Genomic DNA, 22,722 nt, shown 5'->3' on the forward strand with positions numbered 1-22,722 from the left:
AGGCCCCTATGCACAAATTGATCGCATCCGGAATCCGCAAATCCTACGGCGGCACCGAAGTGCTGAAAGGTGTCTCGCTGGCGGCCAAGGCGGGGGATGTGATCAGCATCATCGGCTCATCGGGCTCGGGCAAATCGACCTTTCTGCGCTGCCTGAACTTTCTTGAACATCCGAATGAAGGCTCGATCAGCGTCGAGGGTGAAGAGCTGCAGACCCGATGCGCGGGCAATGGCACGCTGGTGCCGGTCAGCCAGAAGCAGCTACGCGAGATGCGCAGCCGTCTCGGCATGGTCTTTCAGAATTTCTGCCTGTGGTCGCATATGACCGTTTTGGGCAATGTCACCGAGGCGCCGATGAGCGTCGAGCGGATTTCGAAGGCCGAGGCGCAAGAGCGCGCGCGGATCAATCTGGAAAAGGTCGGTCTCGGGCGCGAGGTCCTCGACCGCTATCCGGGCCAGCTGTCCGGCGGCCAGCAGCAGCGTGTGGCAATTGCGCGCGCGCTCTCGATGGAACCGCAGGTGATGCTGTTCGACGAGCCGACCTCGGCCTTGGATCCCGAGCTGGTGGGCGAGGTGCTGAAGGTCATGCAAAAGCTTGCCGACGAGGGCCGCACCATGATCGTCGTGACCCATGAGATGGCGTTTGCGCGCCATGCCTCGACGCAGGTCGTCTATCTGCACGGCGGCGTCATCGAGGAAGAGGGCACGCCCGAAGAGCTCTTCCGTGCGCCGAAATCCGAGCGGCTGGCGCGTTTTCTGTCCAGCCGTCCGCAACACTGACAAACCAAGAAACCAACAGAGAGGAATGCCATGCTTCGCCTGAACCTCGCCTTCGCGCTGGCCCTGATTGCTGCCCCTGCGGTTGCAGCGCCCCTGAATATCGCGACCGACGCGACCTTCCCGCCCTTCGAGTCGATCGACGAGAACGGCAAGCTTGTCGGCTATGACATCGAGCTGATGGAAGCGATCTGCAAGGCCGCCGCGCTCGACTGCAATATCGCCAATGCCGCTTGGGACGGCATGATCCCGGGCCTGCTCGACGGCAAATATGATGCGCTGATCTCGCAGCTGACCGTCACCGAAAAGCGCCGCAATGTCATGGCTTTCTCGGATATCTACGAGCATCCGGTCTTCCGCTTCGTCGCCAAGAAAGACGCGGGGCTTGAGATCTCGCCCGAGGGGCTTGCGGGCAAGACCATCGCGGTCCAGACCGGCACGCCGATGGATGCCTATGTCACGAAATACTACCCGAATTCGACGATCAAACGCTACGACACCGGCAGCGCGCCCTATCTGGAACTGACCGGCGGTCGGGCTGATGTCCATATTTCCTATCAGGCGCAAATCATTCAGGCTTTCCTGAAATCGGACTCCGGCAAGGATTTTGAACTGGTCGGCCCGGAACTGACCGGCAAGGACGCGCCCGAATTCGGCGAAGGCGTCGCGATTGCCATCAACAAGAAAAACACCGAGCTGGTCGAGAAGATCAACGGCGGTCTGGCCAAGCTGCGCGAGGACGGCACGCTCGAGGCGCTCAACCAGAAATATTTCGCGCAATAAGAGCCGATGTTTTTCAACTACGCCCTGACCATTCTCGCCGCCGGGGGGCTGACCCTCGTCCTCGCGGTCGGAGCCTTGGTGCTTGCCTCGATCATGGGGCTGGCACTGGCTTTCGCCAAGCTGTCGCGCCGCCCTTGGCTGCGGCGGCTGGCGCAGGCCTATACATTCATCATTCGCGGGATTCCCGATCTCGTCCTGATCCTCTTGGCCTTCTACAGCCTGCCCGCGCTGCTCAATCAGCTGATCGCGGCGGTGGGTATCAATGGCCGCGTCGAGTTTCCGCCCTTCGGCGCCGGGATGGTGACGCTTGGTGTGATTTTCAGCGCCTATATGACCGAGACCTTCAAATCGGGGCTGATGAATATTCCGCGCGGCCAGCTTGAGGCGGCCCATGCCTTCGGCATCCACCCGGTCCGCATCTTCTGGCGCATCACCTTGCCGCAACTCGCTCAGCTCGCGCTTCCCGGCTTCACGAACAACTGGCTGGTCTTGGTGAAAGCCACGGCGCTGGTCTCGCTGATCGGGCTGCAGGATGTGATGTTCCGCGCCAAGGGAGCAGCCGAGGCGACGGGCCAGCCCTTCACCTATTACCTGCTCGCCGGGGGCTTTTATCTCGCGGTCACGCTGGTTTCGACCGGGGGCCTGATGGTTCTGGCGCGCCGGCTTGAGAAGACGATCCATGCGGGGCGCACATGAACTGGGACGTGGTTTACGAAAACCTTGGGCTCTATGCCCAGGGCGCCGGGCTGACGATCAAGCTGAGCGTCGCGGCGCTGGTCATGGCCTTTCTGATCTCGGTGCCGCTGGCCTTTGCGCGCAACAGCAAACGCGCCTGGCTGCGCCGCTCGGTCATGGTCTTTACCACGGTCTTTCGCGGCACGCCGCTGCTCATGCAGCTGTTTCTGGTCTATTTCGGACTGGCGCAATTCGAGCTCTTGCGCAGCTCGATCCTCTGGCCGTGGCTGTCGAGCCCGATGTTCTGCGCGCTTCTGGTCTTCGTGCTGAACAGCGGCGCCTATACGACCGAGATCTTTGCGGGCGGCCTGCGCGCCATTCCGAAAGGCGAGATCGAGGCGGCCGAGGCCTTTGGTTTCTCGCCGCTGCGTGCTGCGCTCAAGATCTATATCCCGGGGATGCTGACCCGCGCCCTGCCGCTTTACGGCAATGAGATGATCATGATGATGCATGCGACCTCGCTGGCCAGCACCGTCACCTTGATGGAGGTCACGGGCGTCGCGCGCAACATCACGCTCAACTATTACATCCAGCTCGAGCCCTATGTGGCCGCAGCCATCATCTATCTCGCCCTGACCGCCGTTCTGGTGGTCGCCGTGCAGGTCGCCGAGGCGCGCTATGCCTCTTATCTCGACCAGCGCCGGGGCTGATCCATCCGAAGAAGGACGATTTCATGAGCAAGGTTGATCTGGGCGCATTGTTTGGCGCAGGCAGCGACAAAAACAGCTTTCTGGGGCTGGAAGAGGTCCGTGATCTGAACGCGGTCTCGGCGCCGATGGCGCTTCTGGGCGTGCCCTGCGCGACGCCCTATGCCTCGGTCGGGGCCTATTGCCGTAATGCGCCTGACGCGATCCGTGCTGCGACGGCGAGCTTCATCGCCAATATCGACCGCCATGATTTCGACATCGGCGGCAAGGTCTTCCCCGAGCCGCGCCTGCGCGCCGTCGATTGCGGCGATCTCGACTATGACGAGACTGACAGCGCAGCGAACCGCGACCGCATCCGCACGGCTGTCTCGACGCTGATTTCGCGCGGGGCGGTTCCGCTGCTGGTCGGTGGCGACGATTCGATCCCGGTGCCGATGCTCGAGGCCCTGAACGCCAAGGCCGAAGCCGAGGGCCGCGAGCTGACCATCATCCAGATCGACGCGCATATCGACTGGCGCGAGATCCATATGGGCGAGCGCTATGGCCTTTCTTCGACCATGCGCCGCGCCTCGGAACTGTCGCAGGTCAAGCGCATCATCCAGATCGGCGCGCGCGGCATCGGCTCGGGCGCGACCGAGGATTATGAGGCGGCGCTCGCTTGGGGCGTGCATTTCGTCACCGCGGCCCAGCTGCACAAGATCGGCGCAGAGGCCGCGCTCGCAAGCATTCCTGAAGGCAGCGATATCGTCATCTGCATCGATGCCGATGCCTTCAACTCGTCGGATCTGCCGGGCGTGATCGCGCGTGGTCCGGGCGGGCTGGAATATTATCAGGTGGTCGATCTGATCCAGACCGCCGCCGCGAAGGGCCGCATCAAGGCGATGGATTTCGTCGAATTCATGCCCGAGCGGGATATCGATGGGATGGGCGCGCTGACCTTCGCGCGCACCATCATCACCGCCATGGGGGTGATCGCGCGTCAGGCTGGATGAGCGCTTACCCTCGAACCCGCCGCGTCCCCCGCGGCGGGTTCCCTTTTCTCAGACCGTGCTGAGCAGGATGCTGGTCTCGCTGTTCAGCACGCCTTCGATCAGCCGGACCTCGCGCAGGACACGGTCGAAATCGCGCAGATTTTCGGCGCGGATCTGGGCGATCAGATCCCAGCCGCCATTGGTCGTGTGCAGCGAATGCAGCTCTGGCAGACCGCGTAATTGGCGGATGACCTGCGTGGTCGAGCGGCCCGCAACCTCGACCATCATGATCGCATGGACGGCATCCTCGTCGTAATCCTGCCGCGCGCGGATCGTGAAACCCAGCACCACCCCCGTATCCAAAAGCCGGTCGAGCCGCGTCTGCACGGTGGCCCGCGACACGCCAAGGATTTGCGCAAGGCTCGAGATCGGGGTGCGGCCATCCTCGCGCAGAACCGCAATGAGGCGATGGTCAAGCTCGTCGAGAATTTCTGACATGGTGCTGCATATGCCTATTCAATTTGTGCAATCATCGCATGAAAACTAAAAAAGGTGAACATTCACTGCGCAAATTGCGATGCGCTAAACTGTCTGCAATGAAATGACCGAGGAATCACAGATGCGGAACATGCGGTATCTGGGCGTGGCTGATATGATCGCGCTGATCGAACAGCTGGGCATTGGCAACGTGCTCAAGGGCATGGCGGCCTATATCGAGGAAGACTTCCGCAACTGGCCGGATTTCGACAAAACCCCGCGCGTCGCGAGCCATTCCGATGCGGGCGTGATCGAGCTGATGCCGACCGCCAATGCCGAGCTTTACGGCTTCAAATATGTGAACGGCCATCCCGGCAACTTCCGCGCGGGCCTGCAAACCGTGACCGGTTTCGGGGTTCTGGCCGATGTGGCGACGGGCTATCCGATGCTGCTCTCCGAGATGACCATCGCCACGGCTTTGCGCACGGCGGCGGCCTCGGCCATGGCGGCGCGGCATCTCGCGCGGGCCGACAGCAAGGTCATGGCGCTGATCGGTGCGGGCGCGCAATCGGAATTCCAGACCATCGCCTTCAAGGAGATCGTTGGGATCAACCGGGTGCAGGTCTATGATATCGCGCCCGAAGCCATCGCCAAATACCGCCGCAATCTGGCAGGTTCGGGGATCGAGATCACCGTGGCCGGCTCGGCTGCCGAAGCCGTGCAGGGCGCCGATATCATCACCACCGTGACCGCCGACAAACGCAATGCGACGATCCTTTCGGACAATATGGTCAGCGCGGGCGTCCATGTGAACGCGATCGGCGGCGATTGTCCGGGCAAGACCGAGCTTCAGGCCTCGATCCTGACGCGGGGCCGCGTCTTTGTCGAATATCCGCCCCAGACCCGGATCGAGGGCGAGATTCAGCAGATGCCCGAAGATTTCCCCGTGACCGAGCTCTGGTCGGTCATCACCGGCGCGACGCCCGGCCGTCTGTCCGCGCATGAAATCACCATTTTCGACTCGGTCGGCTTTGCAATCGAGGATTTCTCGGCGCTGCGTTACCTGTGGGATCAGGTCCAGGCGACCGGACATGGCCAGATCATCGACCTTTTGACCACGCCCGAGGATCCGCGCGATCTCTTTGGCCTTCTTTCCAAGCCCGAGGCCGCCTGAATGCCCGCATCCGTTCAATCTCCCCGCGCCGTGGTGATGATCCGTCCTCACCATTTCACGCCGAATCCCTCTACGGCTGCGGATAATGCCTTCCAGACGGAGGATGCTTTGCGCAGCGCCGCCGAGATCGCCCGCGCGGCCCATAGCGAGGCAACGCGCGCCGCCGAAGCCCTGCAAGCGGCGGGCGTCACCGTGCATCTTTTCGAGGATGAAACCACCGAGACCCCGGATTCCGTTTTTCCAAACAATTGGTTCTCGACCCATGCCGGTGGGCATGTCGCGATCTATCCGATGTATTCGCCCAATCGTCGCAAAGAGCGCCGTCCCGACATCATCGAGATGCTCAAGCATCGCTACCGCGTGCAGGATGTGATCGATTATTCGGGGCTTGAACAGGATCGGATCTATCTGGAAGGCACCGGGGCGATGGTGCTCGACCATATCGAGCGGGTGGCCTATGCGGCGCGTTCGATGCGCACGAATGAGGTCATTCTTGAGCGGTTCTGCACGCATTTCAACTTCGAGCCGATCGTTTTTGACGCGGTGGATGCGCAGGGCAAGCCGGTCTATCACACCAACGTTTTGATGTGCATCGGCACGGATTTCGCGATGATCGGTCTGGATACGGTCAAGGATGCCGCCCGCCGTGCCGAGATCCGCGACCGTCTGGCGGGCAGCGGGCGCGAGGTGATCGATCTCAGCCATGCCCAGATCGGCGAGTTCTGCGGCAATGCGCTTGAGGTCGATGGCCGTGGCGGGCCAGTTGTGGCGCTGTCCTCGCGCGCTCTGGCGGCGCTGGAGCCCGCGCAGGTCAAGGCGCTGGAACGTCACGCGAGCCTTCTGCCACTCGAGATCCCGACGATCGAGCTTGCGGGCGGCTCGGTCCGCTGCATGTTGGCGGGCGTCCATCTGGTCGCGCGCACGCAGCTGGCCGAAGCCGCCTGAGGCCCCGACGCATTGACTTCGGGCGCCCCTTGCCAAGCCGTGAGGGGCGTCTTCGCATGTGAGATGCGGGTAGGCTTATCTCTGCCCGCGAATGCAGGCCCTGATCTTGCTACACAGACTGCCTGCGACGCCGCCGATTCCGCCTCTGCCGCGCCCCCCGCAGCCCGGATTTAACTTTTGCGTCCCGCTTTCCATTAACAGTATCCTCAGCGCCTGAACTTCTATATGGCTTCGTCACCAAGACGGCATGAGCATCGAAAGCGATCCAGCGCAGAATGACGGATATGGCCAGCACCAGCGAAAAGATCAAAAGTGGTGAATTTACGCTGCTGTCGAGTGCTGATTACTTTGCGTCAAATCACCTGCTCAATCGCAATCTGACCGGAAAAGGCCGAGACGCGACGCTTAAAATCCTTGAAGCCGCGCGTATTATCCTGGTGGAAAAAGGATATAGCGAGCTTACATTGCGTGAAGTTTCGCGTGCGGCGAATGTGAGGCTCGGGAACCTTCAATATTACTATCCGACCAGAGACGCGCTTCTTGAGGATCTTTTTAAGCTGATCTCCTCTGCTTATGAGCAAAGGCTTGAAGAGATCAAATTCGAAAGCGAGGCTGCTCCTCAGGAAAAGTTCAGCATGATGATCAATTTCCTGTTTGGCGATAGCCTTGAAAGATCCGTGAGCAGATTGTTTTTCGATATTTGGGCCTTGTCGCAAAGAGCCGATCATGTGGCGACACAGGTCGCGAAAATGTACGGACGTCTTCAAGCGCGGATTGAGGATATCATTGAAGAGCTAAGCCCAGAAATGCCCGCTGAAACACGAGAAGAGCGCGCGGCCTGCGTGCTGTTCTTCCTGGAAGGAAATATGGTGCGGATGAATGTGCGGGGGGATCGTCCGTCTTTCGATCCCGACAGTGAACTTGCGAAAGCGATCTGGAAACTCGCAATCTGGCCATGATCGACAGATGATCTACGATTTGCGGGTTATTCCTTAACCGAGAACACGGCTATTTCCAAAAATTTCGCAACTCCTTTGCGCAATCCGCCGACGCCATGGTTCATATCTGCGTCGAAGATCAGGCTATCTCCGGCGTCGAGCTTGAAGCATTCTTTGCCGTAGGTATAGTCCATCCCGCCTTCCAGCATATAAATGAACCCCATCCCGAAATCACGGCCCGTTGCATAGTTGCGCAGATTTTCTTTACTCAGCGTCACCAGCGACGGTTCAATTGACACGCCGTATTTGGTGACTCCTGCATTTCTGGACAAACGAAACCGCGGCGAGCTTTCAGCGCCGTCGCTTTCAGGATGCAACATCTCGCTGGCTTTGATGTGTTGGGTTTCAAAGCGTTCTTTATAATATTTCAAGAAGCTCGTGATCGGCACATCCAATGCCTCACTGAGCAATTGGAGCGTGGTTAACGACGCGCTGGCCTGTGCGTGCTCGACCCGAGAGATCATGCTGTTCGACAGCCCGGTCTGCTCTGCCAAAGAGGTCAGCGTTTCCCCTCTTTCGCGGCGCAGTTCGCGCAGGGCGCGTCCGATGGCCACCTCCAGATTCCCGGTAAGTCCACCATCCTGCGGCGGCGCAGAGGGCGTCAGGTCGTCTATGGACTGAAAAGAAACGTCGTCCATCATCCGAGGTTCAAACTGCATCTGAAACAGAGCCCTTGTTCATAAAGCCGTGCCGTCGCTGATCCTTGAAATCAAGAAGTAGGTCAGGTGACCGATTCTGTCAATCGGCGCAAAGATTGGCTTCAAGAGTGGGATCTCCACCACGCGGCGACGGCTGGAGACCCGGCCAATCTGTCGCGACTTGCGCGATAGACAAGGCGGCCCGACCGACCGTAAAGAGCGGTGGGGCATTGGCCCAAGCTTGGAGGGCAGGAACATGGCGCAGGCCGCGCGCATCGCAGTCGAGCTTGAGGGATTGGTGCGCCGCTTTGGGTCGCGTGATGTCTTGAGCCGAATTTCACTGGCCGTGCCCGAAGGGCAGATCACCTGTCTGCTAGGGCAATCGGGCTGCGGGAAATCCACGCTTTTGCGGCTGATTGCCGGGGTGGACCGACCCGACGGCGGCAGGATCGTGATCGACGGCCGTGAGGTTGCGGGGCCTCAACGTTTCGTCGAGCCCGAAGACCGCCAGATCGGGCTGATGTTTCAAGATTACGCGCTTTTTCCTCATCTGAGCGTCGACGACAATCTGGCCTTCGGGCTGCGCGATCTTCCGAAATCCGCGCGCGCGGCGCGGGTCGCCGAAATCGCCGAGCGGATCGGCATCACCCATCTGCGCGATCACTTTCCGCATTCGCTGTCGGGGGGCGAGCAGCAGCGGGTTGCGCTGGCGCGTGCGCTGGCGCCGAAACCCGCGATCCTCTTGATGGACGAGCCCTTCTCGAACCTCGACCGTGGTCTGCGTGAGCGGGTGCGGCAGGAAACCGTCTCGACCTTGCGCCAGCTTGGGGCGACTGCGGTCATCGTCACCCATGACCCGCATGAGGCGCTCGCGGTCGGCGATCTGATCGTGCTGATGCGCGCAGGGCAGATCGAGCAGACCGGCACGCCTTACGAGATCTATGACGCGCCGCGCTCGCTTTATGCGGCCGAGTTCATGGGGCCCTGCAACCGGCTGACCGGGGTCTGGAACGGTCGGGCGCTGGAGACGCCGATCGGCACTTTTGCGGGCGATCTGGCCCTGAACGACGGCGAGCTGGCTTTGGCCTGCATCCGCCCACAGGCGCTGTCGATTGTCCCGGATGGTGACGGGATTTCGGCGCGGATTCTCGCCAAAACCTTCATCGGCGAAAGCGAGATGATCGACCTTCAGGTCCATCCTCTGGGCGAGCCTTTGCGCATGCACAGCCACTTCCGGGTGCCGATGGCGGTGGGCGCGCGGGTCGGGTTGAAGCTGAATGGCGCGCAGGTTCATCTTTTTTCGGCGCCTGATGACCGCGACAACTTGTCTCAACTGGCGAAAACTTGATAAAAAGTGTAAGTCAATTGAGCGCATTCGGCTAATCTGTCGGAATGCTTCCTTCCGACCCGCTGAAAGGCCGAAACATGAAGATCGAACAGAAACTTTCCTCGCTCCTTCTGGCCAGCGTTATGCTGACCGGCGGCGCAACCAGTCTCGCCGCGCAAGAGCTGAATCTCTACACCTCGCGCGAGCCGGGTCTGGTCGAGCCGCTGCTGGCGGCCTTCACGGAATCGACCGGGGTCAAGGTCAATACGGTCTTTCTGAAAGAAGGTCTGGCCGAGCGCGTCGCCTCGGAAGGGGAAAGCTCGCCCGCAGATGTGCTGATGGCGGTCGATGTCGGCAATCTCGCCGATCTGGTCGACAAGGGCCTGACCCAGCCGGTCGAATCCGAGGCTTTGACCTCGGCGATCCCGGAAAACCTGCGCGATCCGGGCAATCAATGGTTCGCTTTGTCGATGCGCGCGCGTGTCATCTATGCCGCCAAGGACCTCGACCTTGCGAGCGTGACCTATGAAGATCTCGCGGATCCGAAGTGGAAGGGCAAAATCTGCATCCGCTCGGGCCAGCATCCCTATAACACCGCGCTGATCTCGGCATTCCTGTCGCATCACGACGTTGCTGAAACCGAGAGCTGGCTCACCGGGCTCAAGGCCAATCTCGCCCGTCAGGCGGGCGGTGGCGACCGCGACGGCGCCAAGGATATTCTCGGCGGGATCTGCGATATCGCGGTGGCGAACTCCTATTATGTCGGGCTGATGCGCTCGGGCAAAGGCGGCGATGATCAAAAGGCCTGGGGCGATGCGATCAAGGTTGTGCTGCCCACCTTCAAGGACGGCGGCACCCATGTGAACATCAGCGGCGCGGCCGTGGCGAAACATGCGCCCAACAAAGCCGAAGCCGTCAAGCTGCTGGAATTCCTCGTGTCGGATGAAGCCCAGAAGATCTACGGCGAGGCGAATTACGAATATCCGGTCAAGCCGGGCGTGGCGATCGATCCGATCATCGCCTCCTTCGGCGAGCTCAAGGTTGATCCGGTCCCGCTGACCGAGATCGTCAAAAACCGCAAGGAAGCCAGCGTTCTGGTCGACAAGGTCGGCTTCGACAACTGAAGGACAACAGGGGCAGCGCTTCGGTGCTGCCCCGCTTTGAAATGACCACGCCGCTGCCGTCTCTTTCCGATCCTGCTCGACCCGCACGCCGCCCGCGCAGCCTGTGGTTTTACGCCAGCCTGCTGATCGCGGCGCTGGTGGCGGCGCCACTTGGCGCGCTGATCTGGCAGGCGGCGCAGGGCTCGGACGGGCTGTGGTCGCATCTTCTGGCCTATGTGCTGCCCCATGCGCTTGGCCAGACCGCGATGCTGATGCTGGGGGTCGGAGTGCTGGTCTCGATGCTCGGAACCGGAGCGGCCTGGCTGGTGACCGCCTATGATTTCCGAGGCCGGCGCGTTCTGGAATGGGCGCTGCTGCTGCCGCTGGCCGTTCCGACCTATATCGTCGCTTACGCCTATCTCGATCTGCTGCATCCACTTGGGCCGGTGCAATCGGCGATCCGAACGCTACTTGGCTATGACAGTCCAAGGCAGTTCCGTCTGCCGGATATTCGCTCGATGACCGGCGCGATCATTCTTCTGAGCCTCGTGCTTTATCCTTACGTCTACCTGCCGACGCGAGCGATGTTTCTGACGCAGGCCGCCAATCTGGTTGAGGCCGCGCGCACACTGGGAACACCGCGCCGCAAGATCTTCTGGCGCATTGCCGTGCCGCTGGCTCGTCCCGCGATTGCCGTTGGCGTGAGCCTTGCGCTGATGGAGACGCTGAACGACATCGGCGCCTCAGAGTTTCTCGGCGTGCGCTCGCTGACCATCTCGATTTACACGACCTGGGTCACGCGCTCTGACCTGCCGGGGGCGGCGCAGATCTCGCTGGCGATGATCGTGCTGGTGGTTGCGCTGGTGTCGCTCGAACGATGGGCGCGGCGGCGTCAGCGTTACAGCACCAGCGCCCAACGCGCCCGCAGTTTCGCCCCGAAGCGTCTGACCGGACGGGCGCAATGGGCGGCCTTTGGTTTGGGCGCGCTGCCGGTGCTCTTTGGCTTTCTGATCCCGGCGGGCTTTCTTGCGGTCGAGGCTTGGCATCGCTTTCGCTTCGCGGGCCTGTCTGACCGTCTGCTGACCGAGGCCCGCAATACGCTGGCGATCTCGGCTGTCGCCACGGCGGGGGTGCTGATCTGCGGCCTAATCATCGCCTATACCGCCCGCGCCTTTCCCGGTCGCGCCATGCCCTTGATCCAGCGGGTGGCGAGCCTTGGCTATGCGATGCCGGGCACCGTTCTGGCGTTGGGGGTTTTGATCTCTGCCGCAAGCCTCGACCGGCTGATTGATCGCAGCGCACAGGAGTGGTTCGGCGTCTCGACCGGGCTCGTGCTGATCGGCACCGGGCTCGCGCTCGGATATGCCTATCTCCTGCGTTTTCTTGCGATTTCCGTGGGCTCGATCGAGGCTGGGTTGACGCGGGTTCCGCAAAGCTACGACCATGCCGCGCGGACGCTGGGGCGCGGCCTGACCGGGACGTTTCGCGACATCCACTTGCCGCTGTCGAAAGCTGCGATGGCCGCCGCCGGGCTGCTGGTTTTCGTCGATTGCATGAAGGAGCTTTCGGCCACCCTGCTGCTGCGGCCCCTGAACTTCGAGACCCTCGCGACCCATCTTTACGGAGAGGCCGCACGCGGCACCTATGAAGAGGCCTCGCTCGCTGCTTTGGCAATTGTGGCCGTCGGCATCTTGCCGGTCATTCTTCTGGCGCGGATCGGGCGCAAAGACGCGGATCGCTAGCCGGTCGCCTCTCGGGAAGTGCGCACGGAGGCAGCGGGACGAGCTGCCCATGCAATCCATCCGACGGCAGAGCGGCGCATTTTTCGCGCCGAATGCGTGGCGGTAAGACAGGATCTCAAGAGCCTCCCGAAGATCCGGACATTTTGAAGATTCATCTCAGAGTTCGATCAGTTCTTTCGAAGCCGAGATGTTCGGGATCCGCGACAATTCCGATCCGACCTTGACGGTCGTTGATGCCGAAGCCCGCGACATCGCCGCCAACCCGAAAATCCGAGCGCGCCACATCGACATGCGCAGCAACCTGCCGGGCGGAGGCGCCCGCTCAGTGGTGGGGTATCACCCGCTCCCCGTGGCCATGGCAGGTGAGGCCGCGGCGGAGCTGCGCGATGTTGATGACCACTCCGATCCCACCATTCAGGCGAGACTGATCGAGGTGACGCGGGTAGGCGTCGCGGCTCGGCGGGCCGGATATGCTCGAGGCTGCGCTGGCAAAGGAACTTGTCCGCCGCCTCCCAGGACTCGATCGCGCGCGCTTCACCAATTCCGAGACCTCCCGAGTATCATGGCGATCTCGACCGAGCGCTGGGTCACGGGGCGCGCCAAGGCCGGGACCATGTGCGAGGGCTATTAAAGCGGGGTCCTGATCTTTGCCCAAGGCGGGTCTGATCTGAATTTGCCTTTCCTTCAGGAGATGCTCAATTGCGGCGATCTCGCGGGAATTGAGGCCGTTCTGCGGCAACAGGCCGATGACTCGCCCGAGGAATCCTGAAACCGATGCTCGGCGGCGGTGGCTGCATTCAAGCTAGCGACGACGATCTGAAGGTCCTGCGCCGCGTGGCTCAGAAGATCGGTGCGATCCTGATCTCTGACGAGGTGATAACCTCGCGCCTCGCCTTGGGCGGACTGCAATCGGTGGCGAGGATCATCCCCGATTTGACGCCTTCGGGGGCCGCGCCGATCTGGTGGATCGCGTCGCCCCGACCACGCCCGATGCCGGCACCATGGCGGCACGTTTAACAAAAAATATCCTCTCGATGGCGGCGGGTCATGCCGCGCTGATGCAGGTGCCGACGGCAGAGACCTCGGCCCGGTTCAACGCCCTTGGCGACCTGCTCAAAATCGCGATGCAAGCCCGCTTTGAGCGCCGTGGCATTGCCGGTTGCGCGCTGGTTGATGGTCGCTCTTCAATCTACATTTCCTGCCGACAGGCAGCGTCGCGCCCGCGGCGGCCGAAAGCGTGGATCCGCGATCCGGCAAGCTCTGGCATCTCGAAATGATGCTGGCGGGGCAGTATGTTACACCGCGCGGCGTGATCTCTTTCTGAGTGACTATCAGAGCGTTTTTCCGAAGGTGACGGGCGTCCCATGAGCAGGCCCGCCACCATCACCTGTGCGCCGACCAGCGACGGCGACACGCCCGAGCAAAGCCCTCATGTCTCGGTGACGCTCGATGAAACCGTCTAAGATGCGATCGCGACCGGCGCGGCGATCCTTCATATTCATGTGCGCGACCCGGAAACCAAGCGCGGCAGCCGCGAGGTCGCGCTTTATGCCGATGTGGTCGCGCCGCGCCGCGCGGCGGGCTGCCCCGCGCCGATCAATCTGACCGCTGGCGTGTCGGCAGAGTTGTCTTCGGGCCCGATAGGCCTTTACAGCCCGCGCCTGAGAGCGATGTGAGGAATGCCGCGACCCGCCTTTGTCGGTCGAGGCGCGGCGGCCAAAGATGTGCAGCCGCGATTGTTGCAGCTTCAGCTCGGACTTTGCCAATGAGACCGAAGTCAGCACCCGGTCATCGCTGAGTTTGAAGATCTTCTAACTCAGCCATCTGATCGGCGCACTCGTGCGTGCGGGGAGGGTCTGACTGTGCCGCTGCCCGCTGGTGCAAGTCGTGCTTGGCCTGAAATGGGGCGTGCCCGTGTGGATGCGCGGCTGCTTCTCGCGATGTTGGACATGCCACCGGTCGGAAGCGCTTGGGTCGCTTTCAGTGTGGGGCGCGCCGATGGAAATCGCGGCGCGCTCGGGCGTGCCGGGAGGGCGGGTGCGCGTCGGGCTGGGGGACAATCGCTACCGCAGCCGTGGCGTGTTGGCACAATGCGGATTGGCCCTTGATGCTGCGGCCTTGGTAGCGCTCTTGGCCATCGTCCGGCCACGCCCGAACAGGCGCGCGCGATCCAAAGCGTGACGCCGCCAAGGGTATCACCAAATCGTATTCAACCGTTTGAAGTATATATAAATATTCAAATCCGCCCATTTCAGTACCGCTCCATTTGATCGGATCGCCACGAAGTCCAGAATGAGGCGTGGCGCGAATGGCTAATCCCGGCGCAGAATTCAGCGATTTCGATCCCTTGCTGCGCGCCGTCCTGTCGAACGGCATAAAGTCGGTGGTGCGAGAGATGTCGAATCTCACCGAAAATACACATCGTTCAACGGGGATCACCAATGCGCGCGACTTTTCTTGCGGGCTTTTGACCTATGATCACCGCTTCGACCAATGCGATGGTGACGCGGCGCGCCACGCCAACCGTGCTGATTGGCACACGCGACCATGCCGATGTGCTGACGCGGCGCGAGGCCTAGCGCAGAAGGGCTTGGATCTAGCGGCTCGACTATCCTGATCCCGTCATTGCCCGCAATCGCACTGTCGAGCTCGGCGACCGGATCGGCTCGCTCTGACAAGAGGTCGAGCGGCTTGCCGAGGGCCACGCCCCCGCGGCGTTTTGGCTACTGAGCCAAGCAGGGGGCGAGGCGATTGCCGTCAGCCTCAGCCGTCTCGTTACTTCGATCCCGCATGAATACCGCCGCAACATCGCGACTGATGCTGCGCCGCGGCCGTGGTCAATTCCTATATTGGCGCGTTGGTCGGGCAGACTATGGCGGACGACAGCTGACGGCCACTTGCACCGGAGGCATGATGCTCCCGAGGAGATCCGATCCAATCCGTCACGTTCGGGTCGACCAAGGCGCCGGGTGCCACGCGATATCTCGCGCTCGGTCAGGATGTGGTGGTCGCGGATATGGGCACCACCACTTTTGACGTGGCGGCGGTCCGCGCGGACCAGATCTTCGTGACACCCGAGGTGATGATCGATGAACATGACGTGCCGATAGTGGCCATCCGCGCGGTAGGCGTGGGCGGCACTTTGGCTGGGGCCAACGGTGGCGGGCTGCGGCATGTCGGGTCGTAACGCGCGCGCGGTGCGCCGTCCGGTCTGCGATGGCGCCGGCGGCAGGCTAGCGAGGGTGACCGCTGCCGAGAACGCTCTGGACATTCTCGATCCCGATTTCTTCCTGGGCGACGCGATCTCGCTAGACAAAAGGCGCGTCGAAACCGGCGCCGATGCGATTGCCGTGCGTATGGGAATCTCGCGGCTTGAGGCGGCCTCTGCGATCCACGCCACGTCGAGCCCCAAAATGATCGCGGCGATCGAAAAGAATACGGACAACGAGAGGCTGAACCCGTCCGACAGCCATGTGGTGGCCGGAGACGGCGCGACGGGCCGCCGTATCATGGGCATGACGGTCGAGGTCGTTTTGGACGGCAGTTATAGGGTGCGAATGCACATGAATCCAACCAACTGCCGGGTAAAAGGGAGAAGCGCCATGATCAAACGGCATTCAGCCTGTCTGGGGCTGAGCTTCGCTCTTGCCGCCATGACTCCCATCTTGCCCCTCGGCATGTCTCGCGCGAAGGACCCGACCTTGACGCATCTGGTTTTGGTGACATGCGGCCCCTCGAATCCGCGGTGCAAGACCCTCACGCAAAGCATCCGCTGTGCCTTTGGCGACCGAGGTCAAGGTGTGGGTGCTTGAAAACGATCTCGATCCCCATCCAGCTCAATCAGCGGATGGCGCCCGACGTGATCATGGTCGAGCCCGCCGATAACAAGTGGCTGATCGGGACCATCACAAAGGCCACGGCCGCCGGGGTTGCGGCGCTTTCCCTCGCCGATCTCGCCATCGCGGGTCAGATCATCACCGACGATTACAGCCTCGGGAGATTCGCGGGCGAGCAAATTATCGAGTGGCTGAAGGTGACGAGCCATCAGACGGCGAATGAGATCGCAATCACCGGGTCGGTGAGGACCATCATGGCGCCTGAACGCCAGCGCGGCTTCAGGGAGGCGATAAGGTCGTTGAGGTTCAGGCCAACACGTAAGACTCGGTCGAAAGCGGCCGCATGGCGCAGCAGCTTTTCGCTCAATGTCTCTGGCAGGGCGGTATTTAGGCCGTGCGCGGATGCCGATAACATGGCGATCCCGATCTTCGAGGCGATGCGGCCGCGATCCTCTTCTTATCGGGCATGCCCTATGAAAAATCATCATGGTGCCCAAGCATCACGTGACCGCCGCCAATGCCGAGGCAACTGCCAAGGTCTGCGGGAAACGACTGCAAGGGTGCCGCTTTTGTCCTTCGATCAGGTCTCGTTGCGCTACGGCAGCTTCAAAGCGGGGAATGAGGTGAGCTTCCCGGTCGGCGCGGGCGATGTGCTTGGAGATTGCGCGCAAAATGGTGCGGGCAAAGCAGAGTGATGCGGATCCTCTCGGGCTTCATCGCCCGGACGAGGGCTGGATGGTAATCGACGGCAGCCCGCTGGTCTTCAAAAGCATGCGCGACGCGTAAGGACATCGCGTGGCGCTGGTCGAGCAGAAATTGAGCGCTATCCTGGCTTTGATCGTCGCTGAGGCCTCGCTTGGGGGAGAGTTGCCTTGGGCTGCACGACTGCCTGCCGCAAGCCGCGAGGATCCGCCGTCTTCATGCGGACCGCGTCGTGCGTCCCTATCCGTCCTGCCATCTCGGAGATCTTCCGATCGGCGGAAGGCAGCTTGTTGACCTCGGGCGGGCGATAGGACGCGAGCCGCGCCTTTTCATTCTGGATGAGCCGAGCGCGACCCGGAACGCCGCCGACATTGCCTATATCTTTGCGGCGGTGCGCTGGGTTGCTGCCTCGGGCTGCGATTCCCTCTATGTCTCGCATCGACTCGAGGAGGACCTGATGGTTTGCGACCGGGTCGGGATCATGCGCGATGAGGCGGTCATAGCGGTCGCGCTGGTGGCGGACCTGAGCCAGGATCGACTCGTCTCGCTGGTGAGCGGTCCTGCGCCCGAGCCCCCGTGTCGGAACGGGGCGGTGCGCTCGGCTGAGATCGTGCTTGACCTAGCGGTGCGGTCTGCCGGTCGTGTTTGGACGGCTTTGACATGAAGCTGTCGACGGGCAGCATCTCTGTCATTGCAGGTCGGGGCGGATCGGGGGGCAGCGATGCCGCGCGCGATGGCGGGCTGATGCCCGGCGCGCGGGACAGGTTGACGATCGCGGGCAGCTCGGTGGCGCTTGGGGCGGCTGGCATCGATCGCCACGGGGATCGGATTTCTGTTGTCGCACGCAAGAGGGACGGGCTCTTTCTGTCGCGTCTGGTCGCCGGGAAGCTGATGGTAGCTCGCCCGCATGCCCGGTCGACCAGAGAGTTGTTGCGCGATTGTGGAACGGATCGCTATCCATGTCGGGATTGATACCAGCCGATTGCAACATCCGGTCGACCAGCTCAGCGGCGGCAATCGACATAAGGCTTTCTTCGGCAAATGCCTTGAGCGTGACGATATCCGCGGGCTTTTGCGCGACGAGCCGACGCGTGGGGTCGATGTCGGCGGCCGGGCCGAGATCCATTGCCTGCTGCGCGCGCTCGTCGTGCGTGGGGCATCGCCCCTTCCGATCTTGATGCAGTTCCGGGCTTTGCTGACGACGTAGTCGTGCGGCGCTCGGCGTGGTCATGTCGTAGCACCCCGCCCGCAACACCGACAAGCTGCGGCTGTTGTCGGATATGATGCATGGGGATTGCGAAGCGGAGCTTACCCCATGAGCGCGGCCTCTGCCTGCTCTTTCCGGCGCTTGCCGCCGCTCCGCTTCTGGCGATCGCGCGGACTGCGGCGACAACGCAGGGGTTTTTCACGGCCGGAAACGATCAGGTTATTCTCCTGTCGATGGTCTTTGTCGGCATCGTTGCGGTTGGTATGACGCCGGTGATGCTCTCGGGCGCGTTCGTCTCTATGGGCTTGGAGGTGAGGGCGGCGGCGATGATCTTCATGGCCGGCTTTTCGCTCGACCTGCCGGTCGCGATCGCGATCGGGGTGGGAGCTGTGACCGAGGTTCTTCAGGACGTGGTGATCGGCGGCTGAAACGCCATACGACCACCGTCACCATTGCGCCGAGGCCAAGCTGAGCGGGCTCTCCGCCTTGAGCAAGAGTGACGGCCCGGGCGCGCGCCGCGCGGTCGTCTCCGATATTTCCGACACGGATTACGTGTTGCTCCTTGCCGTTCTGTCCAAGCAACCTCGCCCCACAAGCTGCAGCCCGCGCTTAAATCCCGTAGCTCAGCGCATATTTCACGAGATGCGCCGTGCCGACGACGCCCAACTTGCGCTGGATGTTGGCCTTATGCGTGCTGACGGTCTTCACGCTCAGGCACAGCCGCTCGGCGATATCGGTCACCGATGAGCCCGAGGCGAGAAGTTGCAGCACAAGCAATTCGCGGTCCGACAGCGCCTGAATATCGCTGTTTGGTGCCCCGCGTGCGGAATCGACCAGTTGGCTGATCAACGCTTCGCTGGCGTAAGACCGGCCCGCCGCGACCTGACGCACGGCGCGGACGAGTTGGCTTGCGTCGCTGTCCTTGGTCAAATAGCCGTTCGCGCCCAACTTCAATGCGCGCATCCCGTAAACCGCTTCGGGATGCATGCTCAGGACTAGGATCGGCAGCTTCGGCCAGTGGCGGTTCAGATGCTTGATGAGGTCAAGCCCTGTGCGCCCCGGCATCGACATGTCGAGGACGAGCACATCAATCTCGATCCCGGTCTGCAACAATGCGCAAAGGCGATCGCCATCCTCGACGACGGCCGCGATCTCCATATCCTCCTGATAGGACAGGATTTGCGCGAGCCCATCGGTTACGATGCGATGGTCATCTGCCAGCACGATGCGGATCATTCTCGTGACCTTTCGCGGAAGGGTGCTTCGGCAAATGGCACGGTGATCGCGACGCTTGCGCCGCCCATGGCGGATCTTTGAAAGGTGATCGAGCCGTGGAGCTGCCGGACCCGCTCGCGCATACCCAGAATGCCGAAGGAGGGCTTTCTGTCATCGCAATCGGGATTGGCGGGGAAGAGGTCGTCCTGCATACCGATCCCGTCATCGGCGACGGTCACGGTGATCTTGTCTTGCGCGCAATCAAGGCTGACATGCCCGGTTCGGGCCTGCGCATGGTGGACGATATTGGTGCAGGCCTCCTGGATCAGGCGGAAGAGCCCGGTCGCCATGGCCTCAGAGAGATCCTCGGGCGGTTCGGTGGCATCGAGGCAGAAGGCAATGCCCGATTCATGCTCCAGACTTTCGAGCAGATTGCTCACGGCGGGCACGAGACCCAGATCGTTCAGCTCGGAAGGCCGCAGATCGGCGATAATGCGGCGGACGGCATCGACCGTCGTATCCGCGATCTGCTTCAATTCGGCGAGGCGGCGGGTCTCGGCCGTTTCGGGCGGCAGCTGATCTTGCACCCAGCTGATGCCCATGCGCAGCACCGTCAGCAATTGGCCGAGCTGGTCGTGCAATTCGCGCGAGATGCGCTTGCGCTCTTCCTCGCGGACATTTTGCAAATGGCCGGTCAGCCGTTCGAGTTTGAGACGTTGCCGATCCAGATTGCGCGCGGCTGTCCAGGCGAGCGTCATATCCTGAATCGTGCCGAAAAAGCCGACGACGATGCCCGCCTCGGCGGTCTGAAGCTCGCAGACGGTGCGCAGATAACGGATTTCGTCGCCGGCCCGCAGGATCCGGTAATCCACGCTGAAGGGACGCGCTGCGGTCACCGCTTCGCCGATGGTCTTGAGCACATGCGAGCGGTCATCGGGATGGACGCGGCGCAAAAACACGTCGAAGGCGATTGGGGTTTCCAGCCGGTCTCCCGGCGGCAGGCCCAGAATGACGAGGGATTCTCGGCTGAGCAGAATGAGATTGTCGGGGATGTTCCAATCCCAGCAGCCGCATTCGGTGATCTCTTGCGCGCGCTGAAGCCGATGCAGCGTGGCGGTCAGCGATTCCTGAATCTCGGTTGCGCTGGTCTCATCGTGCAGCGTCACGGCTTTGACCGCCTGCCCATCAAGGTCCATCGGAATGCGGCTGACGCTGGCGCGGAACTCGGTTCCGTCGGCGCGCTGATAGCGGCCATGCTCGCCGGGCGGGGTCGAAACCGCACTGAGCAGCTCACCATAGCGCCGGTTGCGCAGCTCTTCGGCCGAGAGCCGGAATTGTTGGCACGCGGCGCCATTGGCCGCGAGGATGCGCCCCGCGTCATCCTCGACGATCAGAATAGCGGCGGGGTTGTTTTCAAAGAGCGAGGCGGCCCAGGTCGCGCTCTGCGACCCGGCAGAGGAAAGGTCGATCGGTCTGGCTATCTGGGACATGGCGTGACCTGAAAACCGGAGGATGCGCGCCGTTTTCGCGCGCTGATGCTCAAGGTAACGGCAGCTGGATCGGCTGTGTCAACCTTTGCCGCCCCAGAGGTCAGTAAAGCGCATTCGGCACAACCATGCCGTCGGGCGTATGCAGCCCGTCGCGTCGGCAGATGCCGCGCTCGGGATAAAGCGCGTAAGGATCGGGCAGGACATGGCGGACCGAGCTGTGCAGGACCTCGAACTGGCCATCCGGCCCACAGCGCCCGATTTTCGGCACGAAGGCCATGCAAAAGTTGTCCGGATCGATCCAGACATGACCCTCGGGCGAGACCTCATTCTCAAGCGCCAATCCCGCCGAGGCATTGCGGATGTCATTCGCAGTCAGGTCGGCCCAGTCCCGGCTGGTCAAGCTGATCCGCAGCGCGCGCTCGAAGGCGAGAACGGCGAGATAGGTGTTTTCCAGATTGAAATGGGTGACCCCGGATTCCCCATGCGGGCTGGACAGAAAGGCGCGCACAAACCGTGCGTTGGTCGGATTTTGCAGCGACTGGAAATAGGGCGCCGAGAGGATATGCCCCTCGCCGATCTCATGGCCCATCGCGCGCACCTCGGCCTCGCTGGTGGTCAGCGAAGCGATGGGCGTTCTGGCCCGGTCAAAGCCGATCCGGGCATATTCGCGATAAAAGGCCAAAGCGGAATTGCCGACCAGCGTCGAGAAGATGAAATCCGGCGCCTCGGCGCGGATCAGCGCCAGAAGGTCGGCCACATCGGTGACGCCAAGTGTCAGATAGCGCTCGCTGATGACCGCGCCACCATGCTGATCCATCCAGGCGCGGGCCACGGCATTCGACTCGCGCGGCCAGACGTAATCCGAGCCGACGAAACAGGCGCGGGGGCCGTAGTTTCGGATCATATAGGGGATGAGCTCGATCGAGTGCTGATTGGCGACGGGCCCGGTATAGATGATGTTTTGCACGCATTCCTTGCCCTCCCAACAGGTGGGCAGATAGAGCAGGTGATTGTTGGCGATGACGGTCGGCAACATCGCCCGCCGACTGGCCGAGGTATAGCCGCCGAAGGTGCACAGCACGCCATGCTTTCGGATCAATTCGCCGATCCCGACCGCATAGGTGCCGACATCCGAGCAGGCGTCAAAGAGATAGGGCGTGACCTGCCTGCCACCGATCCCGCCCGCCTCGTTGATGCGGTCGATCGCGTAAAGCGTGACATCTATTGAGCTTTTCTCGATGACCGAGAGATGTCCGGTGGCCGAAAAAATCACGCCGACGGGAATGTCGTCCCGCGCTGCAAGCGCCTCGTTCCGCGTCATATCGGCTGATCCCGTGGCTGTGCTGTTCAGTGCGGCGTCGCGGCGCTTTGCGTCCACGATCCGGGTAAGCTGGCACGAATGGGACATTCCTCAAAGAAAAATCAGAATAGTCCGATAGTCGTAGGCCTCTGCGGATTTCTACTCTGATGGGACGGGCAGCACGGCTGCCGTCCATCTCGACAGGGAGGTCATCATGTATCGAATTCCGCCGAAGGGCTCGAAAGAGCGGGACAGACTGATTGCTGAACACAAGGCCTGCACCGAATCCATGTATGGGGTGGCGGGCTATTCCTCGCTGCTTTGCGCCACGCAGGGCGATGTCACCGAGGTGTCGGGCGGCATGCACGGGGATATCGAGCTCAACCGCGTGCTGTTGCGGATGCGCGCGCAAGAGGCGAAGGGCAAGCTCGTCTCGATCTGCACCAAGATCGACGAGGAATGGCGCATCGCCCGACTGTCCGGGGTCCGTGGGGTTCCGCCGAAATTCGTCGATGACCGCGTCTTCACCGAGGAGAACGAGGTCCAGCACGCCATCTTCCTGATGCGGCTTGATGAGATGAGCGAGACCGACGGCGAGCCAGAGGATTTCAACGAGGGTTGGAAGCGCCGCTCGGACAATTGGACGGTCACCTGAG

At 61.9% G+C, this 22,722-nt stretch carries 27 protein-coding genes; 22 read left to right on the plus strand and 5 right to left on the minus strand.

Annotated elements, in window-relative coordinates:
- Window positions 1-8: 8 nt before the first annotated feature.
- The 5 genes from JCM7686_RS20245 to JCM7686_RS20265 are packed head-to-tail and all read left to right on the plus strand — an operon-like array spanning window position 9 to window position 3,933.
- Window positions 9-779 (plus strand): ATP-binding cassette domain-containing protein, encoded by a 771-nt coding sequence (locus JCM7686_RS20245; RefSeq protein ID WP_020952876.1) that lies wholly within the window; start codon window positions 9-11, stop codon window positions 777-779.
- Between the two features lie 30 nt (window positions 780-809).
- Window positions 810-1,559 carry a transporter substrate-binding domain-containing protein gene (locus tag JCM7686_RS20250; protein ID WP_020952877.1) on the plus strand — a complete coding sequence of 250 codons (750 nt, stop codon included), beginning with the start codon at window positions 810-812 and terminating at the stop codon, window positions 1,557-1,559.
- A gap of 6 nt (window positions 1,560-1,565) precedes the next feature.
- Window positions 1,566-2,255, plus strand: a complete 690-nt coding sequence (locus tag JCM7686_RS20255; protein WP_020952878.1) for an ABC transporter permease — start codon at window positions 1,566-1,568, stop codon at window positions 2,253-2,255.
- Window positions 2,252-2,944, plus strand: coding sequence for an ABC transporter permease (locus JCM7686_RS20260; RefSeq protein ID WP_020952879.1), 693 nt, complete (start codon window positions 2,252-2,254; stop codon window positions 2,942-2,944). Before JCM7686_RS20255 ends, JCM7686_RS20260 begins: the two co-directional genes overlap by 4 nt.
- A 23-nt stretch (window positions 2,945-2,967) precedes the next feature.
- Window positions 2,968-3,933, plus strand: a complete 966-nt coding sequence (locus JCM7686_RS20265) for an arginase family protein (RefSeq protein ID WP_020952880.1) — start codon at window positions 2,968-2,970, stop codon at window positions 3,931-3,933.
- A gap of 48 nt (window positions 3,934-3,981) precedes the next feature.
- On the opposite strand, the gene JCM7686_RS20270 is transcribed toward JCM7686_RS20265, so the two are convergent.
- Window positions 3,982-4,410: an Lrp/AsnC family transcriptional regulator gene (locus tag JCM7686_RS20270; RefSeq protein ID WP_020952881.1), complete on the minus strand. Its 429-nt coding sequence runs from the start codon at window positions 4,408-4,410 to the stop codon at window positions 3,982-3,984.
- Window positions 4,411-4,513: 103 nt separating this feature from the next.
- Here JCM7686_RS20270 and JCM7686_RS20275 point away from each other — a divergent pair, with 103 nt between their 5' ends.
- From JCM7686_RS20275 to JCM7686_RS20285, 3 genes are all read left to right on the plus strand, one after another.
- On the plus strand, window positions 4,514-5,563 hold the full coding sequence (locus tag JCM7686_RS20275; protein WP_041528277.1) for an ornithine cyclodeaminase: 1,050 nt from the start codon (window positions 4,514-4,516) through the stop codon (window positions 5,561-5,563).
- Complete coding sequence (ctlX, locus tag JCM7686_RS20280; RefSeq protein ID WP_020952883.1) at window positions 5,564-6,508, plus strand: citrulline utilization hydrolase CtlX; 945 nt, start codon at window positions 5,564-5,566, stop codon at window positions 6,506-6,508.
- 284 nt (window positions 6,509-6,792) lie between these two features.
- A complete protein-coding gene (locus JCM7686_RS20285) occupies window positions 6,793-7,467 on the plus strand; it encodes a TetR/AcrR family transcriptional regulator (protein ID WP_041528278.1) in 675 nt (224 codons plus the stop codon).
- A gap of 26 nt (window positions 7,468-7,493) precedes the next feature.
- Here the strand turns inward: JCM7686_RS20285 and JCM7686_RS20290 are convergent, their stop codons facing one another.
- Window positions 7,494-8,165, minus strand: coding sequence for a helix-turn-helix domain-containing protein (locus JCM7686_RS20290; RefSeq protein WP_020952885.1), 672 nt, complete (start codon window positions 8,163-8,165; stop codon window positions 7,494-7,496).
- A 235-nt stretch (window positions 8,166-8,400) separates the two neighbouring features.
- Here JCM7686_RS20290 and JCM7686_RS20295 point away from each other — a divergent pair, with 235 nt between their 5' ends.
- The 13 genes from JCM7686_RS20295 to JCM7686_RS20345 all read left to right on the plus strand — a co-directional run bounded on the left by JCM7686_RS20295 (window position 8,401) and on the right by JCM7686_RS20345 (window position 18,489).
- The gene (locus JCM7686_RS20295) at window positions 8,401-9,492 is read left to right on the plus strand and encodes an ABC transporter ATP-binding protein (protein ID WP_020952886.1); all 1,092 of its coding nucleotides are present in this window, start codon (window positions 8,401-8,403) and stop codon (window positions 9,490-9,492) included.
- A 77-nt stretch (window positions 9,493-9,569) separates the two neighbouring features.
- Entirely contained in the window at window positions 9,570-10,595 is a 1,026-nt protein-coding gene (locus JCM7686_RS20300) for a Fe(3+) ABC transporter substrate-binding protein (RefSeq protein WP_020952887.1), read from the plus strand.
- 41 nt (window positions 10,596-10,636) lie between these two features.
- Window positions 10,637-12,316 carry an ABC transporter permease gene (locus JCM7686_RS20305; RefSeq protein ID WP_020952888.1) on the plus strand — a complete coding sequence of 560 codons (1,680 nt, stop codon included), beginning with the start codon at window positions 10,637-10,639 and terminating at the stop codon, window positions 12,314-12,316.
- A gap of 187 nt (window positions 12,317-12,503) precedes the next feature.
- Window positions 12,504-12,947: a hypothetical protein gene (locus tag JCM7686_RS20310; RefSeq protein WP_041528279.1), complete on the plus strand. Its 444-nt coding sequence runs from the start codon at window positions 12,504-12,506 to the stop codon at window positions 12,945-12,947.
- A gap of 331 nt (window positions 12,948-13,278) precedes the next feature.
- On the plus strand, window positions 13,279-13,593 hold the full coding sequence (locus JCM7686_RS20320; protein WP_148292703.1) for a hypothetical protein: 315 nt from the start codon (window positions 13,279-13,281) through the stop codon (window positions 13,591-13,593).
- A 192-nt stretch (window positions 13,594-13,785) separates the two neighbouring features.
- Window positions 13,786-13,992: a 3-keto-5-aminohexanoate cleavage protein gene (locus JCM7686_RS24170; protein ID WP_084621257.1), complete on the plus strand. Its 207-nt coding sequence runs from the start codon at window positions 13,786-13,788 to the stop codon at window positions 13,990-13,992.
- Window positions 13,993-14,203: 211 nt separating this feature from the next.
- On the plus strand, window positions 14,204-14,497 hold the full coding sequence (locus JCM7686_RS25200) for a 3-keto-5-aminohexanoate cleavage protein (protein WP_148292704.1): 294 nt from the start codon (window positions 14,204-14,206) through the stop codon (window positions 14,495-14,497).
- An 823-nt stretch (window positions 14,498-15,320) separates the two neighbouring features.
- Window positions 15,321-15,503: a hydantoinase/oxoprolinase family protein gene (locus JCM7686_RS25085; protein ID WP_328286689.1), complete on the plus strand. Its 183-nt coding sequence runs from the start codon at window positions 15,321-15,323 to the stop codon at window positions 15,501-15,503.
- Window positions 15,490-16,128, plus strand: coding sequence for a hydantoinase/oxoprolinase family protein (locus JCM7686_RS20325; RefSeq protein WP_041528281.1), 639 nt, complete (start codon window positions 15,490-15,492; stop codon window positions 16,126-16,128). The genes JCM7686_RS25085 and JCM7686_RS20325 overlap by 14 nt, the downstream gene beginning before the upstream one ends.
- The gene (locus tag JCM7686_RS20330) at window positions 16,125-16,847 is read left to right on the plus strand and encodes a type 1 periplasmic-binding domain-containing protein (protein WP_041528282.1); all 723 of its coding nucleotides are present in this window, start codon (window positions 16,125-16,127) and stop codon (window positions 16,845-16,847) included. Before JCM7686_RS20325 ends, JCM7686_RS20330 begins: the two co-directional genes overlap by 4 nt.
- Window positions 16,848-17,086: 239 nt before the next feature.
- On the plus strand, window positions 17,087-17,518 hold the full coding sequence (locus JCM7686_RS20335; RefSeq protein ID WP_041528283.1) for a sugar ABC transporter ATP-binding protein: 432 nt from the start codon (window positions 17,087-17,089) through the stop codon (window positions 17,516-17,518).
- Window positions 17,519-17,794: 276 nt separating this feature from the next.
- The gene (locus JCM7686_RS20340) at window positions 17,795-18,061 is read left to right on the plus strand and encodes a hypothetical protein (RefSeq protein ID WP_041528284.1); all 267 of its coding nucleotides are present in this window, start codon (window positions 17,795-17,797) and stop codon (window positions 18,059-18,061) included.
- Between the two features lie 80 nt (window positions 18,062-18,141).
- Window positions 18,142-18,489 carry a hypothetical protein gene (locus JCM7686_RS20345; RefSeq protein WP_020952897.1) on the plus strand — a complete coding sequence of 116 codons (348 nt, stop codon included), beginning with the start codon at window positions 18,142-18,144 and terminating at the stop codon, window positions 18,487-18,489.
- A 181-nt stretch (window positions 18,490-18,670) separates the two neighbouring features.
- Here the strand turns inward: JCM7686_RS20345 and JCM7686_RS20350 are convergent, their stop codons facing one another.
- From JCM7686_RS20350 to JCM7686_RS20360, 3 genes are all read right to left on the minus strand, one after another.
- The gene (locus tag JCM7686_RS20350; RefSeq protein WP_020952898.1) at window positions 18,671-19,297 is read right to left on the minus strand and encodes a response regulator; all 627 of its coding nucleotides are present in this window, start codon (window positions 19,295-19,297) and stop codon (window positions 18,671-18,673) included.
- The gene (locus tag JCM7686_RS23670) at window positions 19,294-20,766 is read right to left on the minus strand and encodes a sensor histidine kinase (protein ID WP_020952899.1); all 1,473 of its coding nucleotides are present in this window, start codon (window positions 20,764-20,766) and stop codon (window positions 19,294-19,296) included. Before JCM7686_RS23670 ends, JCM7686_RS20350 begins: the two co-directional genes overlap by 4 nt.
- A gap of 100 nt (window positions 20,767-20,866) precedes the next feature.
- Entirely contained in the window at window positions 20,867-22,087 is a 1,221-nt protein-coding gene (locus JCM7686_RS20360) for a transporter substrate-binding domain-containing protein (protein WP_020952900.1), read from the minus strand.
- A 193-nt stretch (window positions 22,088-22,280) separates the two neighbouring features.
- On the opposite strand from JCM7686_RS20360, the gene JCM7686_RS20365 reads away from it, so the two are divergent.
- Window positions 22,281-22,721, plus strand: a complete 441-nt coding sequence (locus tag JCM7686_RS20365) for a hypothetical protein (RefSeq protein ID WP_020952901.1) — start codon at window positions 22,281-22,283, stop codon at window positions 22,719-22,721.
- Window position 22,722: the final 1 nt, after the last annotated feature.

The sequence above is a fragment of the Paracoccus aminophilus JCM 7686 genome (assembly GCF_000444995.1).
Lineage (GTDB): Bacteria > Pseudomonadota > Alphaproteobacteria > Rhodobacterales > Rhodobacteraceae > Paracoccus > Paracoccus aminophilus.